Source organism: Corynebacterium sp. UBA2622, assembly GCF_002339505.1.
GTDB lineage: Bacteria > Actinomycetota > Actinomycetes > Mycobacteriales > Mycobacteriaceae > Corynebacterium.
Genome location: NZ_DDJO01000012.1, coordinates 80,827 through 98,705, shown reverse-complemented (window position 1 = coordinate 98,705; position 17,879 = coordinate 80,827). Strand labels below are relative to the sequence as shown.

General features: G+C 68.9%; 13 protein-coding genes, 1 tRNA gene, 1 pseudogene and 1 riboswitch. Of the genes and pseudogenes, 7 read left to right on the top strand and 8 right to left on the bottom strand.

Annotated elements, in window-relative coordinates; genetic code table 11:
• The first annotated feature begins 42 nt into the window (after nucleotides 1-42).
• The 4 genes from B3611_RS04845 to B3611_RS04830 all read left to right on the top strand — a co-directional run bounded on the left by B3611_RS04845 (nucleotide 43) and on the right by B3611_RS04830 (nucleotide 5,750).
• On the top strand, nucleotides 43-1,758 hold the full coding sequence (locus tag B3611_RS04845) for an ABC transporter ATP-binding protein (protein ID WP_291313953.1): 1,716 nt from the start codon (nucleotides 43-45) through the stop codon (nucleotides 1,756-1,758).
• The gene (locus tag B3611_RS04840; RefSeq protein ID WP_291313952.1) at nucleotides 1,755-3,719 is read left to right on the top strand and encodes an ABC transporter ATP-binding protein; all 1,965 of its coding nucleotides are present in this window, start codon (nucleotides 1,755-1,757) and stop codon (nucleotides 3,717-3,719) included. The genes B3611_RS04845 and B3611_RS04840 overlap by 4 nt, the downstream gene beginning before the upstream one ends.
• A 28-nt stretch (nucleotides 3,720-3,747) precedes the next feature.
• Entirely contained in the window at nucleotides 3,748-4,362 is a 615-nt protein-coding gene (locus tag B3611_RS04835) for a DUF1707 SHOCT-like domain-containing protein (protein ID WP_291313951.1), read from the top strand.
• Nucleotides 4,363-4,454: 92 nt separating this feature from the next.
• The gene (locus B3611_RS04830) at nucleotides 4,455-5,750 is read left to right on the top strand and encodes a pyridoxal phosphate-dependent aminotransferase (protein ID WP_291313950.1); all 1,296 of its coding nucleotides are present in this window, start codon (nucleotides 4,455-4,457) and stop codon (nucleotides 5,748-5,750) included.
• Here the strand turns inward: B3611_RS04830 and B3611_RS04825 are convergent.
• Together B3611_RS04825 and dcd are read right to left on the bottom strand one after the other, a co-directional pair.
• On the bottom strand, nucleotides 5,747-7,066 hold the full coding sequence (locus B3611_RS04825) for a UDP-glucose dehydrogenase family protein (protein WP_291313949.1): 1,320 nt from the start codon (nucleotides 7,064-7,066) through the stop codon (nucleotides 5,747-5,749). The genes B3611_RS04830 and B3611_RS04825 overlap by 4 nt on opposite strands.
• A gap of 47 nt (nucleotides 7,067-7,113) precedes the next feature.
• A complete protein-coding gene (gene dcd, locus B3611_RS04820) occupies nucleotides 7,114-7,677 on the bottom strand; it encodes a dCTP deaminase (protein ID WP_291313948.1) in 564 nt (187 codons plus the stop codon).
• Between the two features lie 65 nt (nucleotides 7,678-7,742).
• Between dcd and B3611_RS04815 the strand changes: the two genes are divergently transcribed.
• Nucleotides 7,743-7,816 (top strand) — tRNA-Gly (locus B3611_RS04815).
• A gap of 254 nt (nucleotides 7,817-8,070) precedes the next feature.
• On the opposite strand, the gene B3611_RS04810 is transcribed toward B3611_RS04815, so the two are convergent.
• The 6 genes from B3611_RS04810 to B3611_RS04785 form a co-directional block, all read right to left on the bottom strand.
• Nucleotides 8,071-8,640: a hypothetical protein gene (locus B3611_RS04810; protein WP_291313947.1), complete on the bottom strand. Its 570-nt coding sequence runs from the start codon at nucleotides 8,638-8,640 to the stop codon at nucleotides 8,071-8,073.
• 13 nt (nucleotides 8,641-8,653) lie between these two features.
• A riboswitch (SAM riboswitch) is annotated at nucleotides 8,654-8,772 on the bottom strand.
• A 41-nt stretch (nucleotides 8,773-8,813) separates the two neighbouring features.
• Nucleotides 8,814-10,139: a YjiH family protein gene (locus B3611_RS04805; RefSeq protein ID WP_291314109.1), complete on the bottom strand. Its 1,326-nt coding sequence runs from the start codon at nucleotides 10,137-10,139 to the stop codon at nucleotides 8,814-8,816.
• Nucleotides 10,140-10,305: 166 nt separating this feature from the next.
• Nucleotides 10,306-11,697 (bottom strand): GntP family permease, encoded by a 1,392-nt coding sequence (locus tag B3611_RS04800; protein WP_291313946.1) that lies wholly within the window; start codon nucleotides 11,695-11,697, stop codon nucleotides 10,306-10,308.
• Nucleotides 11,698-11,772: 75 nt separating this feature from the next.
• Nucleotides 11,773-12,276 carry a DinB family protein gene (locus tag B3611_RS04795; RefSeq protein ID WP_291313945.1) on the bottom strand — a complete coding sequence of 168 codons (504 nt, stop codon included), beginning with the start codon at nucleotides 12,274-12,276 and terminating at the stop codon, nucleotides 11,773-11,775.
• Between the two features lie 44 nt (nucleotides 12,277-12,320).
• Nucleotides 12,321-13,892 carry a VanW family protein gene (locus tag B3611_RS04790; protein ID WP_291314108.1) on the bottom strand — a complete coding sequence of 524 codons (1,572 nt, stop codon included), beginning with the start codon at nucleotides 13,890-13,892 and terminating at the stop codon, nucleotides 12,321-12,323.
• Between the two features lie 205 nt (nucleotides 13,893-14,097).
• A complete protein-coding gene (locus tag B3611_RS04785) occupies nucleotides 14,098-15,315 on the bottom strand; it encodes a glycoside hydrolase family 3 N-terminal domain-containing protein (RefSeq protein ID WP_291313944.1) in 1,218 nt (405 codons plus the stop codon).
• A gap of 108 nt (nucleotides 15,316-15,423) precedes the next feature.
• On the opposite strand from B3611_RS04785, the gene B3611_RS04780 reads away from it, so the two are divergent.
• Complete coding sequence (locus B3611_RS04780) at nucleotides 15,424-15,621, top strand: DUF2613 domain-containing protein (protein ID WP_291313943.1); 198 nt, start codon at nucleotides 15,424-15,426, stop codon at nucleotides 15,619-15,621.
• Between the two features lie 13 nt (nucleotides 15,622-15,634).
• Nucleotides 15,635-17,386, top strand: a pseudogene (locus tag B3611_RS10175) (alpha-(1->3)-arabinofuranosyltransferase domain-containing protein); the annotation flags it as partial.
• Nucleotides 17,387-17,879 lie beyond the last annotated feature (493 nt).

The window sequence follows — 17,879 nt, the reverse complement described above, 5'->3', positions numbered from 1 at the left end:
TATAGGATGGGCGGGACTCCCCACCCAGAAAGGGCCCGTACGTTGGACCTGATTCGTATCCTCTCCCGGGCCGCGCGGCCCTACACGGCCTCGATTGTGCTGGTGCTCGTCCTGCAGCTGATCACCACCCTGGCCACCCTCTACCTCCCCGACCTCAACGCCCGGATCATCGACCGCGGCGTCGCCCAGGCCGACGTGCCCTACATCTGGCGCGTCGGCGGCGTCATGCTGGCCGTCGCATTCGTTCAGGTCATCGCCGCGGTTGCCGCGGTGTGGTTCGCCTCCCGCACCTCGATGCGCATCGGCCGCGACATCCGCCGCGACGTGTACGCCAAGGTTGACGGGTTCTCCGCGGAGGACCTGGGGCACTTCGGCACCCCGACCCTGGTCACCCGCGGCACCAACGACGTGCAGCAGGTGCAGATGGTGTTCCTGCTCTTCCTCAACTTCATGGTGGCCGCCCCCATCATGGCCGTCGGCGGCATCATTATGGCGATCCGCCAGGATCCTGGGCTGTCGTGGCTCGTCGTCGTCGCCGTGCTCGCCCTCACCGCCGTCGTGGGCGTCCTGATCTCGATGCTGCTGCCCATGTTCCGCACCATGCAGGGCAGGCTCGACAACATCAACGGCGTGCTGCGCGAGCAGATCGCCGGCATCCGCGTCGTCCGCGCCTTCGGCCGTGAGAAGTTCGAGGAGCAGCGCTTCCAGGGCGCCAACGAGGACATCACCCGCATCTCCCTGAGCATCGGGCGCATCTTCGTCCTCCTCTTCCCGGTGATCATGCTCATCCTCAACCTCGCCACCGCGGCGGTGCTCTGGTTCGGCGGCCACCGCGTCGACCACGGCCAGGTGGAGGTCGGTTCCCTCACCGCGTTCATGCAGTACCTGATGCAGATCCTCATGGCGGTGATGATGGGCACCTTCATGGCCATGGTGCTGCCCCGCGCGCTCGTCTGCGCCCGCCGCATCCGCGAGCTGCTCACCCACGAGCCAGTCGCTCCCGACCCGGAGCGCACGCTGCACCCCGATCGCCGTGAGGGCCTCGTCGAGTTTCGGGACGTGTCCTACACCTACCCCGGTGCCGAGGCCCCCGTGCTGCACGACGTCTCCTTCACCGCCGCTCCCGGCACCACCACCGCGATCATCGGCTCGACCGGTTCGGGGAAAACCACCCTGCTCTCCCTCATCCCGCGCCTGCACACGGCAACGGGGGGCACGGTGCTTGTCGACGGCACCGACGTCGCCGCCATGGACCGCTCCGACCTCGTCGACCGGGTCTCCATGGTGCCCCAGAAGGCCTACCTCTTCTCCGGCACCGTCGCCTCCAACCTGCGGATGGGCAACCCGGGCGCCTCGGACGACGAGCTGTGGGAGGCCCTGCGCACGGCTCAGGCCGACTTCGTCGAGAGCTTGGACATGGCGATCTCCCAGGGAGGCACCAACGTCTCGGGCGGACAGCGCCAGCGCCTGTGCATCGCGCGCATGCTGGTGGCACGGCCCAACGTGTACATCTTCGACGACTCCTTCTCCGCCCTCGACGCCGTCACCGACGCGCGGGTGCGTGAGGCGATGCGCCGCTACACCAGCTCCGCGACGGTGTTGATGGTGGCGCAACGGGTGGCGTCGATAAGCGATGCCGACCAGATCCTCGTCATGGAGGCCGGGCGCATCGTCGCGCGCGGAACCCACGATGAGCTCATGGCGGCGAGCGAGACCTACCGCGAAATTTGCAACTCCCAGATGGAGGTGGACGCATGAGCGAGCCGACAACCGACAACCGGGCTGCCGCCGCGCCCGAGACCGACGACCTCGACGACAACGTCTCCGCGGGCGGCCACCACGACCGCGCCCCGCGCAAGGCGAAGCAGTTCTGGCCTTCGGCCAAGCGGCTCATCGGCCTGCTCGCGCCCTACAAGCTGAGCCTCACCGCCGTGTTCGCCATGAACGCGGCCTCCGTCCTCCTCGCCGTCTACGCCCCGCGCATTATGGGCCACGCGATGGACGTCATCTTCTCCGGGGCCTTTTCCAAACGCATTCCCGCCGGCCAGACGAAGGAGCAGGTGGTTGCGGGGCTGCGCGCAGGCGGCCAGGATCGCTTCGCGGACATGGCCCAGGCCATGGACCTGCACCCGGGCCAGGGCATCGACTTCGACCGGTTGCGCACCCTCATCGTTGCGGTGCTCCTGCTCTACGTCATCTCCAGCCTGCTCATGTGGGCCCAGGGGGCGGTCCTCAACCGCATCACCGTGACCGCGGTCTACTCGCTGCGCCAGGACGTGGAGGCGAAGCTGAACCGCCTGCCGCTGAACTACTTCGACTCCCGCCAGCGCGGTGACACGATGTCGCGCACCACGAACGACGTGGATAACGTGCAGCAAACGCTCCAGCAGTCGCTGTCCCAGCTGTTCAACTCGCTGCTGACGGTCACGGGCATCATCGTGATGATGTTCTGGATCTCGTGGGAGCTAGCGCTCGTCGCACTGCTCGCCATCCCGCTCACGGGCGCGGTGATGGCCCTCGTGGGCACCCGCAGCCAGAAGCAGTTCGCCGCCCAGTGGAAGTCCACCGGCGAGCTCAACGGACACGTCGAGGAATCCTTCTCCGGCCACGAGATCGCACTCATCTTCGGCCGCACTGAGGCACTGCGCGAGGACTTCGACCGCAAGAACGACGCGCTTTTCGACGCCTCATCCAAAGCGCAGTTCCTCTCCAACTCGATGAGCCCGCTCATGCAGTTCATCTCCTACCTGTCCTACGTGGTCATCGCCGTGGTGGGCGGGCTCAAGGTCGCCGGCGGCTCCCTGACGCTGGGCGACGCCACCGCCTTCATCCAGTACTCCCGCCAGTTCACCCAGCCCCTCGGCCAGATCGCGGGCATGGCGCAGATGCTGCAGTCCGGTGTCGCCTCCGCCGAGCGGATCTTCGAGTTCCTCGACGCCGAGGAGGAAACCCCCGACGCCGCCGGCCCCGGCACCGGGGAACGTGCCCGCGGCGAGGTGGAGTTCCGCGACGTCTCCTTCTCCTACACCGACGAGCCGCTCATCCGTGATCTCAACCTGCGCGTCGAGCCGGGGCAGACCGCCGCAATCGTCGGCCCCACCGGCGCGGGCAAGACGACGCTGGTGAACCTCCTGATGCGCTTCTATGACGTCGACAAGGGCGCGATCACTCTCGACGGCGTGGACATCCGGGACCTCTCCCGCTCGCAGCTGCGCGGCAACATCGGCATGGTGCTGCAGGACGCGGTGCTGTTCAAGGGGACCATCCGCGAGAACATCCGCTACGGCCGCCTCGATGCCACCGACGAAGACGTCACCGAAGCGGCCAAGGCCACCTATGTCGACCGCTTCGTCCACGCACTCCCCGACGGCTACGACACCGTAATCGACCAGGACGGGGGCTCCATCTCCGCCGGTGAGCGCCAGCTGATCACCATCGCCCGCGCATTCCTCTCCCGCCCGCCGGTACTCATCCTCGACGAGGCGACCTCCTCCGTGGACACCCGCACCGAGGTGCTGGTGCAGAAGGCGATGAACGCGCTGCGGTCCAACCGCACCTCCTTCGTCATCGCGCACCGCCTGTCCACCATCCGCGACGCGGACCTCATCCTCGTCATGGAGGACGGCAGCATCGTCGAGCAGGGGTCACACGCGGAGCTCCTGGAGCGCAGGGGCGCGTACTGGCGCCTCAACCAGACGCAGTTCGCGGGGGAGAACTAGGGCACCCGCCCGGGTTATGCTTGCGGGCGTGAGCACTTCCTACGGCAAGTTTCGGATCAGCGACGCCGAGCGTTCCGACGCCATGACCGCCCTCGGCCGCGCGCTCGGCGAGGGGCGCATCACCATGGACGAGTTCGACCGGCGCTGCACCGCGGTCGCCGAGGCCCAGTTCCACGAGGACCTCACCCGCCTCTTCGAGGACCTGCCCCAGGTCCCGGCGCGCGTCGGCCCCTCCTCCGAGGTCGCCCTCTACGGTGCGGACGAGATCAGGGCGTCGCGACGCCGCGGCCAGCGCACCCGGGCCGGCATCTTCTGGCTGGGCACCCTGGGAGCGGTGGGTGCGACGATCGCGTTAAGCACCGTCAGCGAGCTCGGCGCGCTGGCGCTGTTCGTGGTGCCCACCCTGTACATCCTGCTCTACGTGATGAAGGTCGGGCCGGATTCCTGGTACACCCCCAGCCTGCGCCAGCTGGAGAAGCGCCGACGCGAGCTCATCCGGGTGCAGCAGCTCGAGATCGAAGCCTCCCGCGCCCGCGAGATCGCCGAGCAGCGGGTGCAGCGGCGCGAGCAGGTCAACCAGCTGACCACCGATGCCATCAACGTCGCGCAATCGACGGTCAACCGGTTCAAGCGGCGCCGCTGACCCCCCCCCTTTTTCCGGGCGCGTGGCCGGTTTTCTCCCCTTTCGCGCGCGACGGGCGCTCCCGTGTCCCCGACCCTGGCTAGGATTGGCCTATGAGCAACAAGAAGGATGAACCGGATACACCGAAGCAGGACAACGCCCAGAAGGCGAAGAGGGCGCCGCGCAAACACCGCCACTTCGACCAGGCCGAGAAGCTGAAGAACGTCTTCTACGACATCCGGGGCCCGGTGAGCGCCACGGCCGAGGAGATGGAGCGTGACGGCCACACCATCCTCAAGCTCAACACCGGCAACCCGGCGATCTTCGGCTTCGATGCCCCCGACGTGATCATGCGCGACATGATCGCCGCCCTTCCGACCTCCCAGGGGTACTCCACCTCCAAGGGCATCATCCCGGCGCGCCGCGCGGTTGTGACCCGCTACGAGGTCATCGAGGATTTCCCCCACTTCGACATCGACGACGTCTACCTGGGCAACGGCGTCTCCGAGCTGATCTCCATGGTCACCCAGGCGCTGCTCAACGACGGCGACGAGATTCTCATCCCGACGCCCGATTACCCGCTCTGGACCGCCGCCTCAACGCTGGCCGGCGGCAAGGCGGTGCACTACCTCTGCGACGAGGAGGACAACTGGAACCCCTCGCTGGACGACATCCGCTCCAAGGTCACCCCGCGCACCAAGGCCATCGTGGTGATCAACCCGAACAACCCGACGGGCGCCGTCTACTCCCGCGAGACCCTGGAGGGCATCGCGGACATCGCCCGAGAGCACGAGCTGGTAGTGCTGGCCGACGAGATCTACGACCGCATCCTCTACGACGGGGCGCAGCACATCTCCATGGCGGAGGTCGGCCCCGATCTGGTCACCGTGACCTTCAACGGCCTGTCCAAGGCGTACCGCGTCGCCGGGTACCGCGCCGGGTGGATGATCATCACCGGGCCGCGCCGCCGCGCGAAGGGCTTCATCGAGGGCCTCGACCTGCTCTCGGGCACCCGCCTGTGCGCCAACGTGCCGGGCCAGCACGCCATCCAGGTCGCCCTGGGTGGGCGGCAGTCCATCTACGAGCTGACCTCGGAAAACGGCCGCCTGACCAAGCAGCGCGACATCACCGTGAAGAAGCTGCGGGAGATCCCGGGCATCTCCGTCGTCGAGCCGAAGGGGGCGCTCTACGCCTTCCCCAAGATCGACGCCGAGATGTACAACATCCACGACGACGAGCGCTTCATGCTGGATCTGCTCAAGTCGGAGAAGATCCTCATGGTCCAGGGCACCGGCTTCAATTACCCCACCCCGGACCACTTCCGAGTGGTCACGCTGCCCTGGGCCTCACAGCTGGAGAACGCCATCGAGCGCCTGGGCAACTTCCTCAGCGACTACCACCAGCACTAGGCCGCGCGGCCCAGCGCCCTCACGGCCCACCCGGCGGCCTGCCACGCGGGGAGGTCGAGAACGTTGCGGCCGTCAATGAGCAGCCGCTTCTCGACGAGCCCGCCGACCCTTTCCGGATCCATCTGACGGAACTCCTGCCACTCCGTGGCGAGGATGGTCAGTTCCGCGCCGGAGAGGGCGTCGTCAAGCGATTTCGCGTAATCGAGCGTGGGGAAGACGCGGCGGGCGTTGTCCATGGCCTCGGGGTCGTAAACGCGGACGTCCGCGCCCGCGAGGGAGAGCTGGCCCGCCACGGCGAGGGCGGGGGAATCGCGCACGTCGTCGGAGTTGGGTTTGAACGCGGCACCGAGGACCGTGACGCGGCGGCCGATGAGGGAGCCGAGCTCCTCGCGCGCCAAGTCGATGACGCGCTGACGGCGCCGCATGTTGATGGCGTCGACCTCGCGCAGGAAGGTCAGGGCCTGGTCGGCGCCCACCTCGCCCGCGCGGGCCATGAAGGCGCGGATGTCCTTCGGCAGGCAGCCGCCGCCGAAGCCGAGACCGGCCCCGAGGAACTTGCGGCCGATGCGGTCGTCGTGGCCGATCGCGTCCGCGAGCTGGGTGACGTCCGCGCCGACGATCTCGCAGACCTCGCTGACCGCGTTGATGAAGGAGATCTTCGTGGCCAGGAACGCGTTCGCCGAGACCTTGACCAGCTCCGCGGTCTGCAGGTCCGTGAGGATGAAGGGGGTTCCCTTCGACAGCGGCGTGGCGTAGATCTCGCGGGCGACGCCCTCGGCGCGGGAGTCGCCGGCGCGGGTGCCGAGCACGATGCGGTCCGGCTCGATGGTGTCCTTGACCGCGTAACCCTCGCGGAGGAACTCGGGGTTCCACGCGATCTCGACCGTCGTGCCGGGCTGGGCAAGCCTATTCGCACGCTCCTGCAGCTCGGCGGCGGTGCCGACGGGAACGGTGGACTTGCCCAGGATGAGGTGGTCACCGGTGAGCCGCGGGACGAGATCGTCGATCACGGCCTCGACGTAGCGAGTGTCCGCCGCATAGGAGCCGCGCTGCTGCGGGGTGCCCACACCGATGAAATGGACGCGGGCGAACTCGGCCGCCTCGCTGTAATCGGTGGTGAAGCTGAGGTGCCCGGCCCCGATGTTGCGCTCCAGGACCTCCGGCAGGCCCGGCTCGTAGAACGGAACCCTGCCGTTCCTGAGGCGCTCGATCTTGCTTTCGTCCACATCCACGCCCATCACCTCGTGGCCGAGCTCGGCCATGCAGGCGGCGTGGGTCGCACCGAGATAACCGGTGCCGATAACCGTCATACGCATGCGTTCCATCATGGCACGCGACGCGCGGTGTCGCCGGTTGTCCGGAGCTAGCGGAAGTTCAGGTAGGCCTTTGACGGGGTCGGGCCGCGCTGCCCCTGGTACTTCGATCCGAGGGCACCGGAACCGTAGGGGGTTTCAGCCGCCGATGTCATGTTGAACAGCGCGAGCTGGCCCACCTTCATGCCCGGCCAAAGTGTGATGGGCAGGTTGGCCACGTTGGACAGCTCCAGGGTGATGTAACCGGAGAAACCGGGGTCGATGAATCCCGCCGTCGAGTGGGTCAGCAGGCCGAGGCGTCCGAGCGAGCTCTTGCCCTCGAGCCGGCCGGCGAGGTCGGCGGGCAGAGTGAACTTCTCCAGGGTGGACGCCAGGACGAATTCACCGGGGTGCAGCACGAACGCCTCCCCCTCCGGCACGTCGACCAGGGTGGTCAGATCCGGCATCTCCTGCTTCGGATCGATGTGCGTATACCGCGAATTGTTGAACACGCGGAAGAACCGGTCCATGCGCACATCTATCGAGGAGGGCTGCACCAGAGACGGGTCGTAGGGGTCGATGCCCAGCCGGCCCGAATCGATGGCGTCGCGGATGTCATGATCGGAGAGAAGCACGTCGCCCAGTCTAGCGGGCAGCCGTTTTCGTCTGCCCGCTGCCGGGTGCTAATATGGCCAGCATTGCCGGCGTAGTTTAGTGGTAGAACATCAGCTTCCCAAGCTGAGAGTGCGAGTTCGATTCTCGTCGCCGGCTCCACTGTTTGACGCGCCGGGCGGGCCACCTTCGGGTGGCCCGCTTCGCGTCGGGGTGGGCATCGGGTGGTGCTCCGGTCGCTCGGCGCGAAGGCCCCCGCCACCGCGGTTCGTGATATCACGCTTCAGCGTTCCGCGCCAACGTTTGCCCAGGTCACACCGGGCCGGGGAACGTAAACCGTGATATCACGGCGGGCGCGTCGGGCCAGCCGGTGGCACCCCAGTCACCCCACACCCAGATCCCCGCCTGCGCGAGGATCACGCCGTACACGGGGTTATCGGTGCATGCGACACCCAGTGCGCCGTACACCGGCCCTGGCCGTCCCACGCCCCGCGCAGCATGCTCCACCGCGCGTTGTATTCGACCGCCGTCACGAGGCGGTCGGGGTTGTGGTCATAGACTACCTCGATACCAGTGGGGGTCTGCATGGTCACCCGGTTGCCGTCCACCTCCAGGAACGTCACGGGCACCCATTCCTCCCCCGGGCGGTTGGCCGCGCGCAGCGCGGGACCCCAGTGGGGCCGGTGCCCCTGAGCCACCAGGGTGCACTCGTCGGGCCCCACCCGCTTGCGGGGCTTTGCCTGGACCGGCAGGAGGACGACCTCCCCCGAGCCGAGGCGCACTGCGTTGCGGGACAACGAGAATTCGAAGCCGGCCAGCAGAAGGGGGACGACACCCATCGCGGCCAGGGCGCTGTCGAACTCACGGAGGTGGGTCTCTCCGCCGGCGGTGAAGGTCAGTGTGACGGCGTCGAGGTTGCCGAATTCGCCGGGGACCCAGTCGTCGGGAAGCTCGGCGGGAGGAAATGCGGACATGTCGAGGGACATGGTTGCTCCTTGGAAATCGCGCTTCCGGCGCGCGTGTGCAACGCCGGCCGATCTTCTCCCGGGGGCACCGTGCGCGAGTGCGCGGTTGCCAGCCGACGAGCCGGGAGGCTTTGTGCGTCGGACTTCTTGATCGCACCGCCCACAATAGTAGACAGCTTGGTCTGGCGCAAGGGTCAGAAAAGGAGGTGTGCGATGGGGGTCGTGATGACTATCGACAGTGCCACGCGCTCGAACCAGATGGCCACCAGGTGGGAGATCTTCAGCGGGATCTTCGTGGCCATGATGCACGGCACCATCGCCGAGAAGAAGATGATGGCCGAGACCGCGACAACCGCGATGACGAACTTCAGCACCATCGAGTCGGACCCGGCCACGGCGGTGGCGGGCAGGAACATCTCGGCGATACCCATCGCGGCGGCCTTGCTGCCCAGCATCGGTTCGGGGAGCTGTACCAGCCGGGCAAACGGGTAAAAGAGGTAGCCGAGCCACTCGAAGACCGGGGTGAAGCGCGCCAGCAGCAGGCCGATCAGGCCGACGGAGAGGATCGAGGGGACGATGGCCGCGGCGAGGCGCACGCCGTCGCGGAGGTTCTCCCACACCAGGACGCGCAGCGGCGGAACGCGCTCGAGGACGTGGAGCGCGGCGTTCCATGCCTCGCGGATGCGGTTGCCGTGCACCGGTTTCTCCGGGTCCGGGGTGGCACCCGGGTAGTACTCGTCGGGGATCGTGCGCAGGGGCGGGAGGTAGACGGTGATCGCGGTGACCAGGAAGGTCACCACCAGGGTGACCCAGAAGTAGGTGCCCCAGTGGTCCATGAGGTCGAGCTGCTTGGCGACGATCACCATGAACGCTGCGGAGACCGTCGAAAAGCCAGTGGCGATGATCGATGCCTCGCGCGCCGTGTACCCCCCCTGCTGGTAGACGCGGTCCGTGACCAGGATGCCCAGCGAGTAGGAGCCCACGAAGGAGGCCACCGCGTCGATGGCGGAGCGGCCCGGGGTGCGCCACAGGGGGCGCATGATCGGCTGCATGAGCACGCCGACGAACTCGAGCAGGCCGAAGCCGATGAGGAAGGCGAGGAACGCCCCGCCGATGGGGACGATGAGCCCGACGGGCACCGCGATCTTGTCCCAGAGGAAGGGAACCAGGTCCTTCTCCCCCAGGACCCAGGGCAGGGCATCGGCGACGGTGAGCGCGGCAACGACGAGGCCCGCGACGTTGAGCACGGCGAACACCGCCTTGAGCGGGCCCTCCTTCCACGTCCTGCCCGCGATGCTGCGCCAGACCCCGTAGGCCGCGAGGGCGAGAATGAACCAGGGAACGAAGGCACCGAGGTTCTCGCGGATGAAGGTGACCATGTGGTCCAGCGGGATGGACTTCTTGCCCTGGTACGTCACAGGGAAGAAGAAAACGAGCGCCCCGATGGCGCTGTACAGGAACATGCGCCACACGCCCTTGCGCGGCGGCTGGACGGTGTCATCGTCGTGGTACGAGGCCACGACCGCGTTTACCGAGGTCACGACAATGCCTCCCTCATAATGTCGGCGGAGTGCGCGCACCGGGCCGGCGCGCTGACTGTAACTTAGCCAACAGAGGGAGGCATCGTGTCGGCCCCGCCACTGCGCGGTCTCGGGTACGAGACGGAGGGCGGGGCCGGGCGGGTGGTTAGAAGAGAAGCGTGGCTCCGTACAGGATGCAGACAAAGATGAAGCCGATGGAGGACAGGAGCAGCTGGTTGACGGTCCACGTCTTCAGCGTGGTGGCCACGTCCATGCCCATCAGGCGGCCGACGAGCCAGAAGCCGGAGTCGTTCACGAGCGAGCTGAACACGGAACCGGATGCCGTGGCCAGGACGATGAGGGCCAGCTGGATCTCGCTGAAGCCGCCGGCCTCGACCGCCGGCACCATGAGCGCCGCCGCAGTGGTCAGGGCGACCGTCGCGGAGCCCTGAGCCACGCGCAGCACCGCCGCGACGACGAAGGCCGCGAGGATGACGGGCACACCGAGGTTGGCCATGGAATCCGCGAGAGCGTCGCCGATGCCGGACTTGCGCAGAACGCCGCCGAACATGCCGCCGGCGCCGGTGATGAGGATGACCGAGCAGACCGGGCCGAGGGCCGACTCCATGCGGCGCTCCACCTCGGCGCGGGGCACGCCGAGGTTCACACCCACGGCAATCATCGCGACCAGCGTGGTGATGAGCAGCGCAACGGGTGTCTGCCCGAGGAACATGAGCAGGCGCACGATAAACGCGGACTTGTCGACGACCCCGGCTGTCGCCAGGGCATTCATCCCCGTGTTGCCGAAGATGAGCACCATCGGGATGAGCATGACGCCCAGGACGGTCATGGGCTTTGCGGGCTTGTTGGTGATGTGGCCCTCGTCCACCGAGCCGAGCAGGGTGTCGGTCACGCGCAGGTCGTACTTTTTGCCCAGGAAGAGGCCCCAGCGGTATCCGGAAAGGTACCAGGTGGGAAGCGCGACGATGAGGCCGAGGATGAGCACCAGGCCGAGGTCGGCGTGGTAGAGCCCGGAGGCCGCCACCGGGCCCGGGTGCGGCGGGACGAAGACGTGCATGACCGAGAACGCGCCGGCGGCGGGGATGCCGTAGGCCAGCAACGGTCCGTCGAGCCGGCGGGCCACGGCGAAGATGACGGGCAACATGACGATGAGGCCGGCGTCGAAGAAGATCGGGAAGCCCATGATGAGCGAGGCGAGGCCGAGGGCGAAGGGGGCGTTCTTCTCGCCGAAGCGGCGCACGAGGGCGTCGGCAAGCGATTGCGCGCCTCCCGAGGCCTCGACGAGGCGCCCGACCATCGCGCCGAGACCCACGAGGAGGGCGACGGATCCGAGGGTGCTGGAGAAGCCGTCCATCATTGTGGGCATGATGCCCGAGACGGGGATGCCGGCCGCGAGGGCGGTGAGGATGGAGACCACGATGAGGGTGACGAAGGCGTGCACCCGGAGGTAGATCACCAGGAAGAGAATGAGCGCGATAGCTGCGGCCGCGATGCCGAGCAGGGGTCCTGCGCCAAGGACAGGTTGCCATGAATCCATGGGTCTAAACCTACAGTTGAGCCACCTGTGCAACTAAAACGCGGATAACCCCGCTCGGGTGGGGATTGCGCCCGGTTAGTGTCCGGTCATTCCCCCGATGTAGGCGGCCTGGGCGATGTGCTCGAGCGCGTCGATGAGGATGGAGGTCACGCGCGCCTGGCGCGAGACGTCCTCCCCCTCGTACTGGTCAACGGCCTCGTCCCAGGCGGAATCGGCGGTGGCGGCGGCGTAGCCGTCCACCCGGTCGAGCACGGCGGAGATGTACGCGGTGACGAGCGATGCGTCGTCCACTCCGATGGCGCGGGCCTGATCGGGGGTATGGCCGTAGCCCATGGTGTCGCCAATCTCACCCAGGGCGAGACGGTCGCGGAAGCCCCCGGCAACCCATACCTCCTCCGCGGAGGACAGGGCAGACAGCTGCATGTCAAGCTCGCGGCCGGTGTGCCACAGCAGCCACGCCGCCGAGTTGGGGTGGCCCCCGGGGTGGGCGTTGAGGGCGGCGGCATCGAGCTCCGGGAGCTGGCCGAGGGAGAAACGGGTGCGTTCGACGAGATCGTGGACAGTGTCGGTTGCGTTCATGGCGCCACTATAGCGGCCCAGCCGCCGCGCCCCGCCGCCGTGGCCTACCCGCAGCGGATGATCGGTTGGGGGTCGTACACGGTGGCCTGGGTCTGGCGCGAGATGACGTTGCCCGCCAGGTCCGAGATGACGCGGGTGTCGGAGGTGGTGAAGCCCGGCGCGCCGCCCGAGGGCGAGCAGCTCGCCCCGGAGATCGTGCGCGGCTGGGGGGAGGTCTCCGCCCAGCGCCCGCCGTTGATGGACTCGACGTTGACCGTCTTCACACCCATGAGGTTAACGGTCACGTCGCTGTCGCCCGCGCTGGTGGTGATCTTCACCGGGTAGGGCGAGTCGTTGCGGAACTGCAGGTCGATCGCGCCTTCGTAGACGGTGGCCTCACGGCCCGCCGGGTAGCGGGAAATGTAGTAGGAGTGGGGGGTGTGCGCCACGTCCGTCATGCCCGCGAAGTAGGCAGCGTTGTAGAGGGTGGTGGCGAACTGTGAGATGCCGCCGCCGACGGCCTTGTCGGCGTGGCCCTCCAGGATGATGCCGGACTCTACGTAGCCCTGGGCGGTGCCGCGGGGACCGGTGTAGCCGTTGAGGGAGAAGGTCTCGCCGGGGTTGACGATGGCTCCGTTGACTGTGTTGGCCACCAGGCGGATGTTCGTGCCCGAGGCGGAGCTGAAGCCTCCGGTGGTGAAGGTGCCCACCACCTCGTCGAAGGTGGCATGCTGCGCCTTTTCCGTGGTGAAGTCCGCAGGCACCGGCTTGTATGTTGCGTCCCAGGTGCGCTGGCCGGAACCGATGAGGCGGTTGTCGAGGCCGTCGAGGGTCGCATCCCAGTCGATTTCAGTGCCGTCCACGCTGGGTTCAACGCCGCCGCCCGGAAGAACGCGGGCGTTCTTCATCTTTGTCACGGTCGGGGCGAGCTGCTCGCCGAGGATTTCCCCGAGGCGATCACGGTTGACCTCCGGGGCGATGCGCCCCTCCACGTTGAGGAACTGGAGGATCTCCCCCATCTGGTCCTTGGAGACCACACCGTCGACCCCGTCATGGCCGTGGACCGTCAGGGGGCCGGAGAGGGCCGCCTTGACGGGGCCGTCCATGGCGGCCTTGATCACGCCGTCGTTGATGACCGGCTGCACGGGTTTCGGATCAACTTCGACGCCGTCCGGGTTGAGCCAGCCAGTGGTCACGCGCTCCTTCAGGTCGGCGCGCTCAACATCCTGGCCGAGGATGGGGTCGACCACGTTCGCGCGGCCCCCCTCGAGGCTCACCGAACCGTCGACGGGGTCCTTGTGCAGCTCCGCGCCCAGGCGGTCGAGCTCCGGGCTCAGCGCCGCGTCGTCCACGGTGGGAACCACGTCGACCTCGTGGGAGTGCAGCGCGTTGCGCAGGCGGGAGACGGGGTTGGCGGGTTCGGTGCCGGCCGAGGCCACGGTGGCGCGCCAGTCGAGCCCGAGGCCGACCTGGGACGGCACGAACTGCGCGCTCTTGTCCGCGGCTCGGACCGTCACCGGCTTGTCGGCGGTGGAGCCGAGCTCGCGCTCCAGCTTGGCGGCGGCGTCGTCACCGGACATCCCGCCGATGGAGACGCCGCCGACCGTCGTACCGCGGGGAACGTTGCCGCGGTTCATCGCGAGGTCGGCGAGGTAGATCGCCAGGAGAACGGCAAAGATGCCCACGATCACCGCGAGGGTGATCTTCCCGGCGCGGCTGCCGCTTTTCCGGCCGCGCGAAGTTGCCTTTACCGTAGTCACCCGCACCAGGGTAATCGAGGCCCGGGAAAGTGCCCAGCAGTGGCCCCGGGGCCGCCGACGGGCACCGGGAGGCACCGGGAGGCTAGAGGCCGACGTCGATAAGCTGCTGCTGCGTACGCACCGCGGCGGTGTCGATGCGCCAGGCGGGGATCTCCCCCGAGGCGACCGCGGCGGTGACGAGGTCGATGATGTAGGGCACGTCGGCGCCGGAGGACCACAGCGCCTGGTCGGCGCCGGATGCGATGGCGCCCTTGACCGCCTCCGGAGTGGGCCGGTAGTCGAGGATGCCCCGCATGCCGGACAGGTCGTCGGTGACCACCACCCCGTCGAAGGGCGCGCCGCCCGGGTAGTCGCCGTCGCGCAGGATGCGGTAGGCCTCGGGGTTGAGCGAGCTCGGCACGCCCTCGGCACCCAGACCGGGCACGATCATGTGGCCCATCATCACGCTGGCGCGGGGGAAGGCGTGGAGCACCGGCCCGTAGGGCAGCATGTCCAGCCCCCGCACATCCTCGAGCGGCGGGGTCACCGCGAGAGCGAGGTGCGTGTCGCCGGAGGCGCGGCCGTGCCCCGGGAAGTGCTTGAAGGTGGGGGTGACGCCGGCGTCGACGAGCCCCTGGGAGAAGAGGGTGGCCACCCGCTCGACCTCGGCGGGATCGTCGCTGAAGGCCCGGTCACCGACGATGGCGAGGTTGTTGACGTCGAGGTCGAGCAGCGGCGCGTAATCCACGTTCACACCGTGGGCACGCAGGGAGCGGCCGATGTCGTAACCGCTGCCCCGGATCACCTCGGGCGGCTGGTGGGCGAGATCACCCGGCGTCATCCAGCCGCCGAACACCTCCGTGTGGCGCTGCACCCGGCCGCCCTCGAAATCGATGGCCACCGAGAAGGGCCGCCGGTACTCGGCGCGCAGCGCATTGATGTTGCGCCCCTCCTCGGTGAGCAGCCCCGGGTCCGCCCAGGAGGGGATGACGAGGCCTCCGACACCCTGGTCGAGTGCGGCCCGGGCCTGGTCGTAGTTGGCCACGCCCACCACCATGAGGGAGGCGACGCGGGCACGCAGATCCGCGGGCACGCGCTGCTCGGCCGAGGGCGTCACCGGCGGGGCGGGCGCGGTCTGGGGGCTGGGGCTCGGGTCCTCCACCCGGGGCTGGGACACGGCGGTGTCCGTCCCACCCGGGGCCGGGGAGCCGGCATCGCGCGAGGGGGAGCACGCCGCGAGCGAGGCGGCGAACACGGCCGCGCATACGGCGGCGAGTGCCGCACCGCGCGCACCCGCTGCGAGAGCACCACCATGCCCCATTCCGCTCACCTCCCCCACCTCGGCCCTCCGGTGCTGGACGACACCGCCCGGAAACGTCTCCACTGTACTTAACCCGTGCACGTGTGCCCCGCTGCTAAGCTTTCGAGCATGTCGCACGTGACCCAGCCCCCCGCCCGGCGCGCCATCTCCCCCCTGGTGGCCAGCATCGTCGTCGGCACCGTGCTCGGAGCCGTCGGCGTGATCGGCATTAGCGCGTTCTCGGGTCAGAACAGCGTCCCCGCCGGCAACGCCGTGCCGGCCGACCAGGCTGTTCTCGGCGGCTCGGAGTACGGCTCCCGCCAGTAGACGGCGACCCCGCGTGCGCGCCCCCCGGCCCCGCCGGCTCCTGACCCCGGGCCCCCCGCGCGAGCACTGGCTCGGGTGGGTCGCCCTCACCCTCCTCGCCTTCCTTCAGCCGCCCGGCCGGGTTAGCGCGGACACGAAGTTCGACCTCACTCAGGACCCCGCGGCCTTCCTCCACCGCGCCACGCACGCCTACTCCGACCAGTTCACCCTGGGCCAGATCCAGAACCAGGCCTACGGTTATCTCTTTCCGCAGGGTCCGTTCTTCCTGCTCCCGCTGCCGGACTGGGTGCTGCAGCGGCTGTGGTGGAGTCTGCTGCTCTGTGTCGCTTACTCGGGAACCCTCCTCCTTGCGCGCCGCATCGGGCTCCCCGGCACGGTTCCGCCCGTGGTCGCGGCGGCGCTCTATGCGCTGAGCCCGCGCATTCTCACCACCCTCACCGCGATCTCCTCGGAGGCCTGGCCCGTCGCGCTCGTCCCGTGGACCCTTCTGCCGCTGCTCCACCGCCGCCCCAATGTGCCCGCCGCGCTCATCCCGGTCGCCCTGATGGGTGCCGTCAACGCCACCGCCACCATCCTCGCCTGCGTGCCGGCGTTCCTTCTGTTGGCGTGGCGCCGCGAATGGGCCCGTTTGGGCGCGTGGAGCGCCGGCACGGTCCTGGTCAGCGCCTGGTGGATCGGGCCGCTGCTCGTGCTGGGCCGCTACTCCCCGCCGTTCACGGAGTTCATCGAGTCGGCCTTCGTCACCACCCACTGGCTCAACCCCGCCGAAATCCTGCGCGGAACCACCAGCTGGGCACCCTTCGTGGACACCGAGCGCACCGCGGGCTTCCTGCTGGTCTCTGAGCCGGTGTTCATCCTCGCCACCATGGCCGTCGCCGCCGCGGGTCTCGCCGGCCTGGCCCGGCGGGACATGCCGTGGCGGGGTTACCTGGTGGTGCTGCTGAGCACCGGTTTCATTGTTCTCGGCACGGCCCATCACCTGCTCCCGCTTTACGACGGCCCCCTCGCGCCCTTCCGCAACCTGCACAAGCTGGACCCCCTGGTGCGCCTCCCGCTGGCGCTGGGGGCGGGGTGGGTGCTCTCCCGGGCCCGCCGCCCCGTCGTCGTGGGGGTGGTGTCCGCCGCGGTGGTCGCGCTCGCCCCGGCGTGGTCGCTGCGCCTGCTGCCGCAGGGCACGTGGACCGCGGTGTCACCCGACTGGGTGGCCGCGGGCGAGTGGCTCGACGAGCACGCCGCCGGGACCCGAACCGTGGTGGTTCCGCCGGCTTCCTTCGCGCGGCAGGACTGGGGCTGGACCCGCGACGAGCCGATCCAGGCCGTCACATCCGCGCCCTTCGCCGTGCGCGACGCGATCCCGCTGGTCGACCCGGAGGCGATCCGCGGCCTGGACGGCCAGGCCGGGGTGGTCCACGCCGAGGCACTGCGCTCCATCGGCGTGGGCGCGGTGCTCGTGCGCCACGACCTTGAACCCGCCTCCGCGGAGCCCCGGGAGGGCCAGCCCGGGACGGGGAACGTACCCCCCGGCCTGGGGGAACCGGCTGTGAGCTTCGGCAGCATCGACATCTACATGCTCGACCCCGCGCGCGGGATGATGATCACCGGCGACGATCCGGTGCGCGTCGACGGCGGCGGTGAGGTGCTGCCCCTGCTCTACCGGGAGCTGGGCTACTTCCCGGCCCGCCTGGGCGGGGAGGACCCGGACATCGTGACCGACACCCCCGCGCTCGCGGCGCGCAACTACGGCACGCTCGACTCCCCGGTCTCCGCGCAGCTGCACAACATCTCCGAGGGAGCGGACGTGCGCAACCGCCTGAAGGACTACCCCTCCGCGGGCACGCCCACAGGGGTGGCCCAGGATGGCAGCGCGCGCGCCTCGAGCTCCGCGGCCGACGCGACGGCCTTCGGCGGCGCCATCCCCTCACGCTCGCTCACCGCAGCCTTTGACGGTCTGGCGGACACCGCGTGGTGGCCGGCCCCGGGCGACACGCACGCGTGGATCGAGGCGAGCGTGGAGGGCGGGCGCGCCACCATCACCGCCACGGAGGACACCACCGTCCTCGTGGGGGCCGGCGGGCAGGGCAGCGGCGAGGAAGTCTCCCTGGTCGCCGGGGAGCCGCGCACCCTCAGCGCGCCGGGGGGAACAATCCGGGTCACGCTCACCCAGCCCGTCGGCATCGCCGAGCTCGACACCGGGGTGCGCCGCATCGTCGACGTACCCGGCACGGCGGACACCTACTTCTTCCAGCGGGTCTTCCCCG